Origin of the sequence: Sphingomonas sp. Leaf34, from assembly GCF_001421805.1 — a bacterium.
In the GTDB taxonomy this organism is placed as follows: domain Bacteria; phylum Pseudomonadota; class Alphaproteobacteria; order Sphingomonadales; family Sphingomonadaceae; genus Sphingomonas.
The window spans coordinates 923,293-939,085 of sequence record NZ_LMLC01000001.1; the positions used below are offsets into that span (position 1 = coordinate 923,293).

At 63.6% G+C, this 15,793-nt stretch carries 10 protein-coding genes and 1 pseudogene; 7 read left to right on the top strand and 4 right to left on the bottom strand.

Annotation, left to right across the window (positions count from 1 at the left end):
- Positions 1-70 precede the first annotated feature (70 nt).
- On the top strand, positions 71-946 hold the full coding sequence (locus tag ASF00_RS04235; RefSeq protein ID WP_055874519.1) for an SDR family oxidoreductase: 876 nt from the start codon (positions 71-73) through the stop codon (positions 944-946).
- A 118-nt stretch (positions 947-1,064) separates the two neighbouring features.
- Here ASF00_RS04235 and ASF00_RS04240 read toward each other — a convergent pair whose 3' ends face one another.
- The 3 genes from ASF00_RS04240 to ASF00_RS04250 form a co-directional block, all read right to left on the bottom strand.
- On the bottom strand, positions 1,065-2,876 hold the full coding sequence (locus tag ASF00_RS04240) for a DUF885 domain-containing protein (protein WP_055874522.1): 1,812 nt from the start codon (positions 2,874-2,876) through the stop codon (positions 1,065-1,067).
- 396 nt (positions 2,877-3,272) lie between these two features.
- Positions 3,273-3,647, bottom strand: coding sequence for a hypothetical protein (locus ASF00_RS04245; RefSeq protein WP_055874525.1), 375 nt, complete (start codon positions 3,645-3,647; stop codon positions 3,273-3,275).
- A gap of 3 nt (positions 3,648-3,650) precedes the next feature.
- The gene (locus ASF00_RS04250; protein ID WP_268795084.1) at positions 3,651-5,822 is read right to left on the bottom strand and encodes a PAS domain-containing hybrid sensor histidine kinase/response regulator; all 2,172 of its coding nucleotides are present in this window, start codon (positions 5,820-5,822) and stop codon (positions 3,651-3,653) included.
- A gap of 696 nt (positions 5,823-6,518) precedes the next feature.
- On the opposite strand from ASF00_RS04250, the gene ASF00_RS04260 reads away from it, so the two are divergent.
- The 6 genes and pseudogenes from ASF00_RS04260 (at position 6,519) to ASF00_RS18690 (ending at position 11,937) form a co-directional block, all read left to right on the top strand.
- On the top strand, positions 6,519-7,379 hold the full coding sequence (locus ASF00_RS04260) for a helix-turn-helix domain-containing protein (protein WP_162233552.1): 861 nt from the start codon (positions 6,519-6,521) through the stop codon (positions 7,377-7,379).
- Positions 7,380-7,392: 13 nt separating this feature from the next.
- A complete protein-coding gene (locus ASF00_RS04265) occupies positions 7,393-9,975 on the top strand; it encodes an HWE histidine kinase domain-containing protein (RefSeq protein ID WP_055874539.1) in 2,583 nt (860 codons plus the stop codon).
- 589 nt (positions 9,976-10,564) lie between these two features.
- Positions 10,565-11,116 (top strand): hypothetical protein, encoded by a 552-nt coding sequence (locus ASF00_RS04270; RefSeq protein ID WP_055874542.1) that lies wholly within the window; start codon positions 10,565-10,567, stop codon positions 11,114-11,116.
- A pseudogene (locus ASF00_RS17830) lies at positions 11,085-11,563 on the top strand (IS5 family transposase); the annotation flags it as partial. The gene ASF00_RS04270 and the pseudogene ASF00_RS17830, both read left to right, overlap by 32 nt.
- A gap of 1 nt (position 11,564) precedes the next feature.
- Complete coding sequence (locus ASF00_RS18230; RefSeq protein ID WP_156348153.1) at positions 11,565-11,744, top strand: hypothetical protein; 180 nt, start codon at positions 11,565-11,567, stop codon at positions 11,742-11,744.
- 49 nt (positions 11,745-11,793) lie between these two features.
- Positions 11,794-11,937, top strand: a complete 144-nt coding sequence (locus tag ASF00_RS18690) for a hypothetical protein (protein ID WP_162233553.1) — start codon at positions 11,794-11,796, stop codon at positions 11,935-11,937.
- A gap of 202 nt (positions 11,938-12,139) precedes the next feature.
- On the opposite strand, the gene ASF00_RS04280 is transcribed toward ASF00_RS18690, so the two are convergent.
- Positions 12,140-15,760 (bottom strand): family 43 glycosylhydrolase, encoded by a 3,621-nt coding sequence (locus ASF00_RS04280; protein ID WP_082463205.1) that lies wholly within the window; start codon positions 15,758-15,760, stop codon positions 12,140-12,142.
- Positions 15,761-15,793 lie beyond the last annotated feature (33 nt).

The following is a 15,793-nucleotide window of genomic DNA, read 5'->3' on the forward strand; positions in this document are numbered from 1 at the left end:
CTTATGTCGAAACGAGCGGCACTTAACGGTCGTCGAATTGTTCGATCAGCAAACCAGTAGGACACGCTTCATGACGGTAAATCCCCGCAACACCCACCCGACCAGCTTTCCAGGCGAACCGCAGCAGCCAAGTCCTGGGCTCGTCGCGAACATGAAGACCAAACCCGACCATGGCGAGGACAGCTATGTCGGCAAGCGTCTGCTCGAGGGCAAGGTGGCGCTCATCACCGGCGGTGACTCGGGCATCGGCAAGGCGGTCGCAATAGCTTATGCGCGGGAGGGCGCGGACGTCGCGATCTCCTATCTCGCGGTCGAGCAGGCGGATGCCGAGGATACGCAGGCCTGGGTCGAAAAGGCGGGGCGGCGCTGCATTTTGATGCCCGGCGACATTCGCGACCGCGATCACTGCGCCGCGCTGGTGGCCCGCACGGTGGCAGACCTCGGCGGGCTCGACATCTTGGTCAACAACGCCGCGCAGCAGACCATGAACCAAGAGCTGGACAGCATCGACGACGACGAGATGCAGGCCGCGTTTGCCGCCAACGTGTTCGCGATGATCCGTCTCGCCAAGGCCGCGGCGCCGCACATGAAGCCCGGTGCCGCGATCATCAACACGACCAGCGAGCAGGCCAAGGTCGCGACCAAGAGCATGATCGTCTACGCGGCAACCAAGGGCGCGATCTCCAGCCTGACGGTCGGATTGTCCAATCTGCTGATCGCCAAGGGCATCCGCGTCAACGCCGTGGCACCCGGCCCGATCTGGACCCCGATCCAACCGATCGCCAAGTCGACGGAGGAACTAGAGAAGCTCGGCCAGGATACGCCGCTGGGTCGGGCCGGTCAGCCCGCCGAACTCGCCCCGGCCTATGTCCTCCTGGCGTCTGCCGAGGGGAGCTACATGACAGGCGCGGTGATCGCGGTGACCGGCGGGGTGCCGGTCAGCTGATCGTCGGTTCGGGCGACCGGGCGGTGGCGTCGGGCATCTCTCGTGCCACCCGCCGCCGCCGCTTGGTCCCGGAGTTTTTCAGACATTGGCGTGCCGGATCCGCCACGCGACCGCAGTCTCAGGCCGCGGCGATCCACGCATCGACCTGTTCGGCCAGCACGCCGAGCGGCAGCGCGCCATGCGCCAGCACGACCTCGTGGAAGTCGCGGATGTCGAAGCGCGCGCCCAGTGCGGCTTCCGCCTTGCGCCGGAGCGCCGCTATCCGCTGCTGCCCGACCATATAGCTCGTCGCCTGGCCGGGGTTGTTGATGTAGCGATCGACCTCCTTGACCACGTCGCGCGCCGAGAGCGGCGCGTTCTGCGTGAAATAGGCGATCGCCCGATCGCGGCTCCAGCGCTTGGCATGCATCCCCGTGTCGAGCACCAGCCGGCACGCGCGCCACACCTGAAGCGCCAGCATCCCGAGTTCCGAATAGGGATCGCGATACGCGCCCATCTCCTTGGCGAGCCGTTCCGAGTACAAGCCCCAACCCTCCGTGTACGCGCCATAATAGCCGAAGCGGCGGAACTTGGGCACGCCGGTCAGCTCCTGCGCGCGGGCGATCTGGAAGTGATGCCCCGGCGCGCCTTCGTGATGCGCGATCCCCTCGACCTGCGTCTTCTGCACTTGCGTCATGTCCGCGAGATTGACGTAGAAGATGCCCGGCCGCGAGCCATTGGGCGCGGGCTGGTCGTAAAACGCGACCGCGGCGGTTTCCTGCCGCCAGGTCTCGACCGCCCTGACCTCGAGCGGGGCCTTTGGCAGGCGACGAAAGAAGCGCGGCGCGGCGGCCATCGTCTGCGCGATCGCGGCACGCGCATCGGCGAGGTAGAGTTGGCGGCCGGCATCGGTGTTCGGATATTTGAACTTCGGATCGGATCGCAGCGCGGTGAACAGGTCCTGCAACGATCCGGCAAAGCCCGCCCGCGTCATGACCGCGGTCATTTCGGCGTGGATCGACCGCACCTGATCGAGCCCAAGCTGATGGATCTGCTCCGCCGTCATATCGGTCGTGGTGTAATAGGCCAGGCGCGCCTGATAATAGGCGTCGCCGCCCGGCAAACTCCAGGCGCCGTCATTGCCCTTGGCGAGCGGCTCGATCTCGTCGAGCGCGGCAAAGAGCAGGTCGAAGCCTTGCCGGAACGGGCCTTTCAGCGCCGCGACGACATCCCCGATCAGCGCGGTCTTGACGGCGTCTGTCACGGCCAGCTTGCCGACCTTCGCCTTGAAATCGGTGAGCAGGCTGCTGTCCGCGCCGCTATCGAACGGCGCACCGGTGATCACCTGGCGCGCATCGCCACGCGCGGGCGCGAACACCATCTTTGGCGGCACGATGCCCTTGGCCGCCTGCTTCCGCATGGTGGCGGCGACCTCCCGCATGACACGCAGCGAATCGCGCACCCGCGCCACGTACGCCTGCGCATCGGCCACCGTGGCGATGCTGTGCTGGTTGATGAGGAACACCGGAATATTACCCGCCGGGCTGCCATTCGTCGACACCGGAAAGACATAGTCGCGGAACGCGAATTGACGCCGGTCCGTGGCGACCTGTGCCTCGAACAGGCGGTAGCTCAGCCGCGCGTCGGGGCCGAGCCGATCGACCGCGAAACTGCGGTGCAGGTCGGCGAGTTGCGCATCCGCCAACGCCTGCGCGCGCCGCGCGGCAGCGTCGGTATAATCGTCGAGCCTGTCATAGTTGGTCTTCAGGCCGAGGCTGGTCTGCGTCTCGGGACTGAGCGCGACACTGGCATCGAACGCGGCGTCGAGAAAGCGCAGGAGCCGCGCATCGTCATTGGCGGGACCGGTCGCCGCGCTGGCGATCACGGGCCGGATCAGCGGCAGCGTCGTGCCCGCCATCAGCAGTCCTACAAACGCGCGCTTGGTAAGCATCACAGCATCGTCCTATCGGTTACGCCCCAGCGCTACCCGCCACCCCGCGTTCCTGCAATGATCGACACCGGAGGATTCGCCGCGGCTAGTCGCATGGTTTTGCAAGGTTTCGAGACCCCAGGCCCGGATGCCGCAAGCCAAAGTTCGGCTCGCCCCTCTCTCATCGGCCACCCAATAAGATGGATATCGCAGCGGCACGTGCCAGGCACACTGGCGCACGGCTTGGCCTATGCGATCATCGGGCCAATCTACCGTCACGCCGATATGCTCGACGGCGATACCGAGGCCGCGGGTGCAACGGACCAAGGACAGCAGGGATTTGCCAGTGCTGTCCCTCGATCGAAGGGCGCGGCCGTGAAGCCCAGATTTCCGTCCGCTACGGACTGCATCGCGGCTCTAGCTTTCCCGCCGCAGGAAAATCCACATCCCACCATCGCTGGCCGACTGGATCTTCACCGTAAGTTCGCGGTCGCGGTCGTCGAAATCGCCGATATGCGTGAACTCGGCATTGAACGTACCCGCACTGACCGCGCGTTCGGCGGCGGATCGAAAACTCTCGGTGTTCATGCAGGGGGCAATCTGGGTGAAGAAGTTCAGGCCGATCCGGGGGCGTGCACCAAAACCGGAGAGGCGCGCCTCGGCTTCGCTGAACAGAACGACCGCCCCCTTGGGATCGAGCCGGATCGCGCCAAAGGGCAGCACATCGATCTCCTTGACCTCGAGCCGCTCGACAGCCCGTGCGAGGTCCGGTTGATCGAAGCGGACGCTCATGGCCTATTGCCCCTCTGCAGGATCGGTCTCGTCAAAATTGACGACGGCGATCAAACTTGTGACTTCGGCTCCGTCTTCGGAACAGGGGAGCAAAAGCCGTTCGAAAAAGGAGGTGTCATCCGATCCGAAGTCGAAACGCGCAAAGTCATAGGTGGGCTTTCGCGATCGCACGCAGCGCCGATACGCCCCTTCCTGCGTCATCTCGCTATCGTCGCCGGTGCCATCGATCCGCCACCACGTGAAATCGGTTTCGGCCCGCCGGCTAAGTTCTGCGCCGACCTGTACCAGTTCGAAGGTCATCGGCACGTACGTCTGATCGACCACGACCTCGGCGACGAAATCCCGTTCGTCACGCGTGATCGGCACGCGGTTTAGCGCCGGCAACGTCTCGCCCGATCGCTCGCCTCGCCACTGCGTGAGCACGCGGTTGAGGACAGCGGACTTGAACCGCGCGGCCATGCTATCGAGCGACGCATCACGCGCGTCGAGGCGTTGTGACCGTTCGACCATATCCAGCACGGCCTTTGACAGTTGCTCGGGGAGAAATGGCTTGAGCAGCACGGCTTCGTGCGCGACGCCGGTGAGATTGAACTGGCCGCTAATGAACAGAATCGGCAGATTGGGCCGCACCCCGCGCGCGCTGGCGATGAATTTCACAGCGCCCGACCCGGCAACGCAATAGTCGATCACGATGAACGCGAGCGGCTCGCCGTCGTGCACCTTTGCCATGGCATCGGTCGCACTGACCGCAGGGACCACGCTGTACCCCAGGTCGACGAGCTGATCGGCGACGATGCTTCGGACCAGATCGTCGTCCTCGACCAGCAACACACGTCCGCCGCCGTGCGACCGCAACTCGACCGCGGCGGCGTCGGGCTCCTGCGTCACCGCCGATGCCGCGACGGGCAGATACAGCGACACCGTCGTGCCGCGCCCGACGACGCTTGCCAAGCGCAAGGCACCACCCGATTGCATCATCAGGCCATGGACCATGGCGAGGCCAAGGCCGGCTCCCTTGTCCGGCGCCTTGGTCGTGAAAAAGGGCTCGAGCGCACGCTGCAGCACCGGTGCAGGCATTCCGGACCCCGCGTCGACCACGTGGATCGCGACGCAGGCCATCTCGCCGAGTTCGCGCGGCTTGCGCGGGTCGCGCCCGCCAATTTCCTCAAAATCGATACGCAGCGGGCCCCCCTCCCGCATCGCATCGCGCGCGTTGACGAGCAGGTTCGCGAGCGCGGTTTCCAACTGCCCGGGGTCGATCCTCACGGCGGGCATGCGATGGGCATCGCCGATCACGATGGCGATCTGCGGCCCCGCGAGACGGCGAAGCTCCGGCGCCAGGTCGACGAACACGGGCGCAAGATCGATCGTCCGCGCGACGACATTTTGCAGCCGCGCAAAGCTCATGAGCTTTTGCATCAGATGTGCGCCGCGTTCGGCGGCCACGGCGCCGTCACCCGCCAGCTTGAGGATCTGAGGATCCTCGGCGCGCTTCTGGATCAGCGCGAAACCGCCGGTGATCACGGCCAGGACATTGTTGAAGTTATGCGCGACGCTCGACGTGAGCTGACCCAGCGCTTCGAGCTTCTGGCTTTGCAGCAGCGTCGCCTGAAGCGCCTCGCGGCGGTTCATCTCCTGGAGGAGCAGCGCGTTGGCCTGTCTCAACTCATGCGTGCGTTCGATCACCCGCTGTTCGAGCTCGGCGTAGCTGGCCGTCAGCGCATCCTGCGTTTCGCGATAGCGTGCCTCACTCCCGGCAAGCGCATCCTGCGTGCGTTCGAGATAGGCCTCGGCGGTAAAGGCGCGCCGGTTTCGATCGTCGATATCCACGCCGATCCCGATCCAATGATCCACGCGACGATCGGCGCGCACCGGAACGCACCGGATGAGAAGCCAATAATATTTCCCGTCCGCGCCCCGGAGCCGATACTCGGTTTCATAGGGCTCTCCCGTCGCGATCGCCTGACGCCACGCCAGTTCTGCAGGTTCGCGATCGTCCTGGTGAATGGCAAACAGCCACGCGCTCCCCAACAGCGACGCATCGGTCAGCCCGGTAAATTCGCGAAAACGGCTGTTGTAGAAGATCGCTTCGCCATTGGCATTCGCGCAGAAGACCAGCGACGGCATAGCGTCTGCCAGCGCGGCGAATTCTCTGTTTATCGCGAACGCCGTCACGACCTCAGGCCAGGCGTAGTCGGCCGGAACTCCGCCATCGGACCCTCCTCGATTCGAGAATTACCTTAGAAAATGCTAATAGCCGGAGTTTTTCAAGTTCAGTATTGGTTTTTTTACTTGAAAAACTGCAAACATCTGTAAAGCGAGGCTTTCGTATAGTGGCAGCATTTCCCTTCGATGGCGAAGTCGGCGCCATATTCGGTGTGTCGGTCAAAGTCGGCGTTGCACGTACCCCGGTAGAGCGACGACTCGCCCGCTTTCATCACGATCGGCAAAACCGCGTGTTGCGGTTTCGGCACCGCCGCCCGCGAGACGCTGCCCGTTCCTATCATGCCGCAAGGAAAAGGGTCGCTTTTCAACGTACAATGACGCCACGCGCATCGGGCGTCGCGGAGTAGATTCCGCCATACGCCGTCCAGCAACCGCGCCGTCTTGCGGGTCCGATCGAGTGCGGCCGAGCGAATCTCCGCAACAACCGGCCAGTAACAGAAGCATAGGAGATTGTCCGCTTGCTCCGAGACGCAAGCGGATAGCTACGCCCCAGGAGATCGCCACCGGGAAGACTCCGAATTACAGCCCGTCGCCCCGTCTTTGTAAGCGCAGCATTGCAAAGTGGATCGCTTCTTGGGTTCCATCGCGCGGATGGATACCGTACCAAGCAAGAATGCAGCGGACCGCAATAAAGACTCGGTTACGATGATGCAGATCGCCCACGACCTCAGCCTGGCGTTCGGTCGCGGTGCCGATGTGGCGCGTCCGCTGCGGCAATGGCGCGGCTTCTCGGCCAAGCACGTCGTGATCGGTGCGGAGTCCTATTCGTTCAAGCGTGTGGGCAATTCCCAGTACCTCGCCTTCCACGACATGATCGTCGAGGACAGCGAGGTTGCCATCGATGGTCTGGCGCCGGATCGCACGCGGGATTGGCGCCGTTCGGTGGCGTTCATCCCCTGGGGCCATGCGGCGCACGGCTGGGCGGCGCCTGCGCGCCGACGCAATACGTTCACGGCGCTCCATTTCCAGCCGGGGCTCGTCAGCGACGAGCTCGAGCGTCGCTACGCGGTTGCAACGCCGGCACCGCTCCTGTTCCTGAGGCCACCGCCGTTGCAGGCGGCACTTGGCCGGCTCGAATCGGTGTTGCTGACATCGCATGTCGATACGATGCTGGCGGAAACCGTGTGCCTGCTTGCGGTGCTCGAGGTCTTCGGCGTTCAGGCGGACCCGACCGGGGTCGGATTGTCGCGGCGGCATCTGAGACTGGTCGATGACTTTGTCGACGCGCGTCTCGCCGCAACGATCGGCGTGTCCGATCTGGCGCAACTCTGCGGACTGAGCCGGTTTCATTTCACCCGCGCCTTCAAGATGGCGACCGGCGCGTCGCCATACGCGCATGTGACCGCGACGCGCGTCGATCGCGCACGCGAGCTATTGGCGCAAACCGATCTCCGGATCGAGGCGATCGCAGGGCTAGTCGGCTTTCCGACGAGCGCACAGTTCAGGCGGGCGTTCCGCGCCAGGGTCGGCTGTTCGGCCTTGGAATACCGCCAATCGAGGAAGTGAGGACGCGTCGATCATGTCTGACACTATCGATCAGAGCATTCCCGATCTCACAATCTGCGATCGCGAGCCGATAACGCGGCTCGATCGGATCCAGTCTTTCGGGTTTCTGCTCGCGCTGTCGAACGACTGGGTCATCGCGCGCGCCTCGGCGAACGCCGCCGACATGCTCGGCACCGCGGCAGACCGGTTGATCGGCCAACCGCTCGACACGCTCGTCAGCGGCCAGGCGCTGCACGATATTCGCAACCGGATGTCGATCCTCCAGGCGACGTCGAGCGAGCGGCTCTACGATATCGGCCTGATCACGCCGAAGAAGCGCTTCGATCTCAGCCTGCATTTCAGCGGTGACCTGCTGATCCTCGAGGGCGAGCCCTCGCGGCCGCAGGACCGGATTGACGCCGCCTCGATGGTGCGTTCGATGATCGAGCGGCTCAGACGCACCACGACGGTCACCGACTTCCACCGCGACGCCGCGCGCCAGGTGCGCGCGATCACCGGATTCGAGCGGGTCATGATCTACCGGTTCGATGACAATGGCGATGGTGACGTCATCGCGGAATCGACGCGGTCGAACACCGAAAGCTTTCTCGGCTTGCGGTATCCGGCGTCGGACATTCCGGTCCAGGCCCGGGCGCTCTACCTTGCCAACCCGTTCCGGATCATCCCCGACGTGCAGGCGCCGACGGTTCCCGTGTTGCCGGTGCGCGGCCAGCCGGATCAGGCGCTCGACATGACGTACGCCGTCACGCGCGCGGTATCGCCGGTGCATATCGAGTATCTGACCAACATGGGGGTCGGCGCGTCGCTGTCGATATCGATCATCGTCGAAGGCCGGCTCTGGGGCCTGATCGCCTGTCACCATAGCGAAGCGCGCTGCCCCAGCTTCGTGATGCGCACCGCCGCCGAACTGTTCGGCCTCATGTATTCGATGACGCTCGAGAGCCGGCTCCGCGGCAACACCGCGGTCGACGAACGCAATGCGCGTGCGCTCAGCGACCGGATGATGATGGCGATCGCCGGCGACGAAACGCTGCTGACCAACGCGGCATGGATCCGCGATAACGTCGGCGGCATGATCCAATGCGACGGCGTGGCGGTCTTTCGGCCCGGCGCGGTGACCCTCAACGGCAGCACGCCACCAGAAGGCGACATCGCGACGATCGCCCGCTTTCTCGACACGACATCGCCGAGCCGCGTCTATGACACGAACGCCATCGCGGTGATCGATCCCGGTCTGGCGCAGTCCGCCGACCGCGCTGCGGGGATGCTGGCGATTCCCGTGTCACGGACGCCGCGCGACTACATCATGCTGTTCCGCCGCGAGCTGCTCGAGGAGGTCCGGTGGAGCGGCGACCCGACCAAGGCCGTCGTCAAGACCGAGGACGGTCTGCGATTGTCGCCGCGCAAGAGCTTTGCCGCGTTTGCCGAGATGGTGCGCGGCAAGGCGTCACCGTTCTCGGACGCGGACCGGCGCATCGGCGAGGCCGTGCGCATCGCGATCATCGAGGTGATCCTGCGCTATTCCGAAGCGGCCAGTGGCGAGCGCCGCCGATCGACCGAGCGCAGCACATTGCTGATCGCCGAACTCAACCACCGGGTCCGCAATATCCTGACCCTCGTCCGCGGGCTGATCGCGCGGACCGGCCAGAGCGCGACCAGCGTCGCCGAATACACGACGGCGCTCAACGGGCGCGTGCAGGCGCTGGCACGCGCGCACGATTATGTGACGCGCAATTCCTGGGGCCCGGCGTCGCTCGTCGCGTTGCTCGAAGACGAGGTGAATGCGCATCGCCGCAACGCCCACGACGTCCTGCTGATCGACGGCCCGCTGGTCCACCTCCAGCCGACCGCGATTGCCACGATGGCGCTGGTGATCCACGAGCTTGCGACGAACAGCGCCAAATACGGCGCGCTGTCGACCGAAGGCGTGGTGCATGTCGCGCTAGACCTGCGCGCGGATGGCGGCCTCGACATCCGCTGGCGCGAACTGGGGGGACCGCCCGTGCAAGCGCCGACGCGGCGGGGTTTCGGGTCGGTCGTGATCGAGCGGACGGTGCCCTTCGATCTCCAGGGAACCGCCGAGATCCGGTATTCCCTGTCCGGAGTCGAGGCCGACTTTTTCATCCCCGCGAAATATGTCGTCGCGAGTAGCGGAGACGCGGAAATCTGGTTCGAGCCCGCTGCGCCGGACGAGCCGCATGTCGATAGCGGATCGCCGGAAACCAGCCCGATCACCGGCACCTCGATCCTGCTGCTCGAGGACAGCATGATCATTGCGCTCGAAACCGAGGACATGCTGTACGCGCTCGGCGCGGGCAAAGTGACCACCGCATCGACGATCGCGGAGGCGCACGCCCTGGTCTCCGCCAACCACTTCGATCTGGCGGTACTCGACATCAACGTCGCCGGCCAGGTCAGCTTCGACTTCGCGCACCGTCTCAAAACAGACGGTGTGCCGTATGTCTTTGCCTCGGGCTATGGCGACCAGGTCGTGCTCGCCGGCGAGGAAGCGGGCACGATCGTCTTGCAAAAGCCGTTCGAGATCGACCATTTGCGACAAGCGTTGCTCATGTGCATCGAAACCCGGAGCGCCTGAGCCACGGTTGCGCAACCTGCCGAACGGACCGCAGCCGGCGCGCCGATATCGGCCCCGGCGCGCGCGCCAGGCGTCTGCCCCCTCGGCGCGTCCATCGGTCCGACCGACTGGCCTCAAACCGATCAAGACTTAGACTATACTGATACAGGTTATCCTGCAGCATCATAGGCGGCGATACGCGCGCTGTATTACGCTGCTGCCAACACCTGCAAGGACGTACCAAAAAGTCCGGTGAAGGCTTAATATACAACCTCGGTACACGCGACTTGGTATCGTCCGGTGCAGCGAATTCCCGACTTTATTCCCGAAAAAATAAATGCCGCAACTGGTCTGTGATTATCTAGTCAATACAGTCGATGCAATCAAATCCGATCTTGAATCAATTGATCGCCCCGGTCTGTTCGCTGATAACAACTATTGACGGACTCTATCAGTATAGAGCGCTGGAGCGAGTCCTACGCCGTAATCCGCGATAAAACGTCGCGTTTATCTGTCACGCGCGTGACAGACATAGATCAAGCTTTAGCCAGTTATGGGGTGACATTTGTTGCTGCATAGTGCATATGGAAGGGCGACGCGAACGAACCCCATGAGCGTTCGATTGCTGACGCCGCTTCTCATGGTCGCGCTGGCATCGTATTTCGTGCCGCTTGTCTCGCCCCTCATCGCGTCCAATACGCTCTCGTTGGACCTCCCGAGCACGGTAAACACGCAGCTCACGTCTCTGGCCGCCGCGGTCCTGGCCTTGCTCGTCTTTCGCCGGGTGACGTTCTACCCGGGTGCACGCGCATTCGCGTTCATCGTGCCGGCGTTTTCCACGGCATTCGGCGTTGCCGCGGTCGCGTTGCTGGTATCGCGGATCAGCTATAGCGGCTCCATGCTGCTTGCCGGCTATCTCGCATCGGTGAGCGTGACGTTCCTGCTTGGCTATTTCAACCAGCATGACGAACCCCAACGAATGTATTACGTTTTCCACGGGTCCAAGTACCGCCGTTCAGCCCCTCGCGTCGCGCAAAGCTTCCAACGCCGCCACCTTGACCGGGTCGTCACCTGCAAGAGGCTCTTCAAGATAGTCGCCATAAGATATGTTGCGCCTTACTGCCGAAGGAACGCTCTACAAGCGCTGGAAACGGTGGGGTGAGATGGGTGTTTCCTCCGCATGAAGGAGGGCCTGGCTGCCGCTGTTGCCGACCCCGAAGACCGTCATGATCGACGCGACGTATCTGAAAGCGCACCGCACGGCATCGAGCCTGCAAGTTAAATAGGGAATCTCGGGCGCCTGATCGGTCGAACCAAAGGTGTCATGAACACGACGCTCCATGCCGTGACCGACGCAACCGGCCCGCCGCTCAGCTTCTTCATGACTGCCAGACAGGTCAGCGACTATATCGGTGCGGCCGCATTGCTCGACGATCTGCCCGAGGCGCAATCGCTGCTCGGCGGCCGCGGTTACGACGACGACTGGTTCAGGGATGCCTTGCGGGCAAAGGGCATCTAGCCACGCATCCTAGGTCGGAGGTCTCGGCTCGAGCCCGTCAAATACGACAAACGCCGCTACAGGCGCCGTAGCCGTATCGAGATCATGTTCGATGAGCGAGAATGATACGCCGCTCGACAAGGACCCGCAGGATCTGGAAGGCATGCCGTCCGCGCTCGCATTCGCCGCGCACATAGTGCTCGACCTGAACGGCTGCAAACCGCCGCCTGGACTTTCTGGCAGGCCGCCGGAACCACGGGGCATTCCGGAGCCGGATCGAATTGGGGGCTGATCGAAACCGACGTGCATTTGCCCGCCACCTGCATGATCAGATTAATCTTATGCGCAATTATTGGGCGGTGGCGCAGTTCAGCCGTTACATCAAACCCGGCTACAAACTGATCGCGGTCGACGATCTCGACACGGCGGGCGCGATCTCTCCCGACGGGAAAAAGGTGTGCTCGTCCATGTCAATGATGGACTGAACCCCCGCGCGCTCGATCTCCCGCGCGGCTGGCCTGCACAGATGGCCCTCACCAACTCGAAAAATGTTGCCAACTGCATGGCAGGCACGATCGTACCGCCACGCGCGATCGTGACGGTGTTGCTCACCCGGAAGGTCGTGCGACGATCATGCAGCGCCGGACGCTGATCGCGCCCGATACGGAAAAGCGTTTTGACATCCTATCATCTGGTCGGCGTTGTGGCCGTGACCATCATGGTGACGGCTCGATTTTGCGGCGCGACCTCTTCTTCGGCGGTCATGTCGAGGATGGGCCGGCCGGTTGCAGCCCAGTGGACACGACGTACGCGTGTATCACGGCCATTGCCGCCCACGCCGTCGCCCCAGCTGTGGTAAACATAGAGCATGGTGCCGTCCGCATCGGTGGTAAACGCGCCATGTCCCGGTCCCTGCTCATAGGCACGATAATCCGTAACGCCCGGCGGCATCGGCATGCTCTTTTGAAGCGGCGCGCCATATTTGTGCCAAGCGTCGATGTCGGTGAGATCGGCATGCGCGTCGGCCCATACCCCGCCGACGACATAGGTCGGGCTGACACCCGAACTTGAATAGGCCAGCGTCACGCGTCCGTCGTGGAGAGTGGCAAAAGCGCCTTCGGCCAGATTCTCCTCGAACGAGAGATCGGGAACGATGATGGGCCTTGGTTCCGACGTCAGACGCGCGGGATGAGCGGGATCGACTTTGGCGATCCAGGTCAACGGATCTCCGAGCGTCGCCGACGTGGATAGATATCGCTGCGACCAAGTGTAATAGCCTTGTCCATCGGCCTCGAAATACGACATATCCAGACTGATATTCTTCTGGAACGCCGCCCGACCGAGCGGTGAGCCATCCTTTTTGCGAACGGCGGCGGGCTTCGACCAGTCGGCAGGATTGCTGGGATTTCCGCCTTCCCGAAGCTGCATCACATGCGCATCGACGGTGGACCAATCGCCCCGTTCGCTCGACTGGTCGTCGGCCGGATTGAAGCACGGCGCGAACAGGATGCTGAGCCGGCCGCCTATCTCGTGCAGTTCCGGTGCCCAGTAGCAGCCGGCGATCACCCGCCCTTCTGCGGTGCGGTCTTTCCTCGTGGTGCGATTGAGAAGGTCCACCTCGAGCTTTCTGCCGCCATTGGCATCGGCCAGCGCGGCGATGCTGTCAGCCGTGCGCAGGGGTAGATGAACCGATCCGACATTGTCGTTGCCGGTGTCGTCGGTGGCAACGAACAGATATTGGCTGATGCCGGCATGATCGTAGCGAAAGATGGTCGGATCCGCCCGATTATACGCGAAGATCGACGGGTAGACCGGCAGGCGTACGGTTCCCCGAACCGCATGCGTGCCACCGCGGGCCCGAGCCAGACGCCGAAGGTCGTCGGCATCCCAGTCGACCCCGCGCGTTGCGGTCGATCCATCTGAGTACGTCAGCCGGACGCGGGCGCGCGTCGCCGCAGCAATATCACCTGCGGCGATTGTTTGTGCATCGACCGTCGCGGCCGTGTTGACGACGCGCCCGAACCGATGCGTGAGCGCGTTCGCGGTTTGGCCACTGACGGGAAGACTGCTCGCAGCCTCGGCATCGGGAAGGTTCGCACGCGCGCTGTCCGCTGCATGCCCGAAGATCGTCGCGACAAAACCTGACCGTGTCGCGCCCACGTTACCGGTCGAAACTATCCGCGAAACGCGGCCACCATCGCCAGGATAGAAGGGCGTGACAATTTTCTGCGTCCGAGCCAGATCCTCGACCGTCGTCCAGCGCGCGTCGCCGGCGCGATCCCGCCACGCCACGACGTAGCGGCGGGCCGACGAGTCCCACACCGCCATGGGTTTGACGACCCCACCCGTCGTCTGCAGATCGACCAAGCCCAACTCGGTGAAATTTCCCGGTGTCACGGGATCGGCCTTGAAGACGAGGGCGGCGGACGTTTGCGAAGGATCCGCGGTGGCTGTCATCTGCACTTGCGTCCCGATGACGCCAAGGCTTCCATCGGCAAAATAGAACAGGGACGGATCGACGATACCGCGCAGTGCCACGTGATCGACGCCGGTGTGCTCGCCCCTGGCGAAGATCACGCCATAATTCTCGTTGAGCGGTATCGGCGCGGCTCCATCGCCCCCAAGCGCGAGATGCACGCTGCGCGCGATGACGGGTTGATTGGCGTCGTGCGCGCTCGTGGGCGTACGACCATAGGCGTACAGGAGTTGCATATCGCGCCCGAGTACTTGCACCGTGAAGCGCTTCACGATCGATCCGCCTGCGGGCTTCACGATGGTCCCGGTCAAGTGCATCGTTACCGGTTCTGCGCCACCGTTCGTCAGGACTCCCCCATGCAGACCCGGCCAGTCCGAGGCCCAAACGACGCGCGCGCCGGCCGGCGCCGGCAACCTGGTGTCGGATGCCACAACGGATGGAACGACCCAGGCTTCGCCCATCAGTCGAGATTCATCGCCTTCAGTTTTAGCCGATGCCGGAGAGGCCTTGGAGGGCACATCGGAAACGCCCCATCGAGCGGCAAGGGCTTCGCGCTCGCCTGTTGTAATCGCGAGTACGGAGCCGTGGCGGGGAGAGGCCGGTAGCCGAAAACTCTTTGGGTACGTCCAGCGGACATCTCCTGAAAGAGAGTTTGTCCCAAGCGGAATATAGCCGACGCCGCCGTAGTTATCGACCCACACATAATAGCGAAAACCGCCGGTATCGCCTGGATTCGCCACGAATGCGCTCGGCCCTTCGACTTCGGGCGTGCCGGCTGTCCGCCCGATACAGCGCGCGATCACGGACCATTCACCAGAGGTGCCGGCCGCTCGCAGCGATGTCGAGCGCTGGCCAAGGATGTCAGCGGATGCGCAGCCCTGTGCCTGTGTCCCTTTGACGAAGCGGAAATAGTCGTCGCCGTCCTTCAACACCGTGGCGTCGATCATTCCCTTGTTTCGGACGAGGCCGGGCACGTCGGCGGCCTTCAGCCACGGCACGGGCGTGGTGAAGCTACGAAAATCGCGGGTCGTCGACATGAGGATCTGCGGTCCGTTGTCATCGGCCTTGGTCCGGGCAGCGTCCTTGAACATAGTCGACGTCCAATACACCACGTACGCGCCGATCGTTGGATCGTAGCTCGCCTCGGGTGCCCACGTCATGCCCGCACGCGGTGTGTTTACCTTGACGTGGCGTTGCTTGCCCCAGTGCACCAGATCGGCGGATTCCCATATTTCGAGATAGCTGCTACCTCGGTCGGTGGCGCCCCCCCACCCGGTGCGCCCCGTCGAGAGATCGGTTGCCAGAAGGAAAAATCGATCTCCTTCCGCCGAGCGCATGATGAAGGGGTCGCGCAGTCCGCGCGTACCGAATGTTGATTCCAACACCGGCTTGGCGTGGTTCAGATCCTGCCACTGCAACGCGTTGTTGCCGTCAGATATGGCGAACCGCAGCTTTTCGCCATCGATCGAATCCCCTGTGAAGTAGACGAAAAGATAGGCCTCCTTCACGGCCTTGCCCGATGTACGTGCGGCTGCAACGGGCAGGTCGAGAGGCGCGGCTGCCGGCACCGCGCCATCCGCCGCGACACCGGCCTTTGGGGGAAGCGAGGCCGGTTGCCTTTCGAGCATCGGCGAGACCCTACCCCCAACATCGGAGATCGGCACCGTGCCGTCTGCAACACGGAACGGCGCATCGCCGCCCCGCCCGCTCGCGGGAACAGACTGCCCACCGGCGGGTGACGGTGCGGCTGACCGATGCAATGCCTGCGCGATCGAGGGCCCGATGCTTACGATCAAGACAAACACCGCCGCTGAGGTCAGGCCATGTCGCATATATTCTCCCTTGCAGGTCCTCCTGCCGACGAA

Excerpts from the sequence above, each read along its gene's own strand:
- ASF00_RS04235 (WP_055874519.1), top strand. The coding sequence starts at position 71 with ATGACGGTAAATCCCCGCAACACCCACCCGACCAGCTTTCCAGGCGAA.
- ASF00_RS04240 (WP_055874522.1), bottom strand. The coding sequence starts at position 2,876 with ATGCTTACCAAGCGCGCGTTTGTAGGACTGCTGATGGCGGGCACGACG.
- ASF00_RS04245 (WP_055874525.1), bottom strand. The coding sequence starts at position 3,647 with ATGAGCGTCCGCTTCGATCAACCGGACCTCGCACGGGCTGTCGAGCGG.
- ASF00_RS04260 (WP_162233552.1), top strand. The coding sequence starts at position 6,519 with ATGATGCAGATCGCCCACGACCTCAGCCTGGCGTTCGGTCGCGGTGCC.
- ASF00_RS04265 (WP_055874539.1), top strand. The coding sequence starts at position 7,393 with ATGTCTGACACTATCGATCAGAGCATTCCCGATCTCACAATCTGCGAT.
- ASF00_RS04270 (WP_055874542.1), top strand. The coding sequence starts at position 10,565 with ATGAGCGTTCGATTGCTGACGCCGCTTCTCATGGTCGCGCTGGCATCG.
- ASF00_RS18230 (WP_156348153.1), top strand. The coding sequence starts at position 11,565 with ATGAGCGAGAATGATACGCCGCTCGACAAGGACCCGCAGGATCTGGAA.
- ASF00_RS18690 (WP_162233553.1), top strand. The coding sequence starts at position 11,794 with ATGCGCAATTATTGGGCGGTGGCGCAGTTCAGCCGTTACATCAAACCC.
- ASF00_RS04280 (WP_082463205.1), bottom strand. The coding sequence starts at position 15,760 with ATGCGACATGGCCTGACCTCAGCGGCGGTGTTTGTCTTGATCGTAAGC.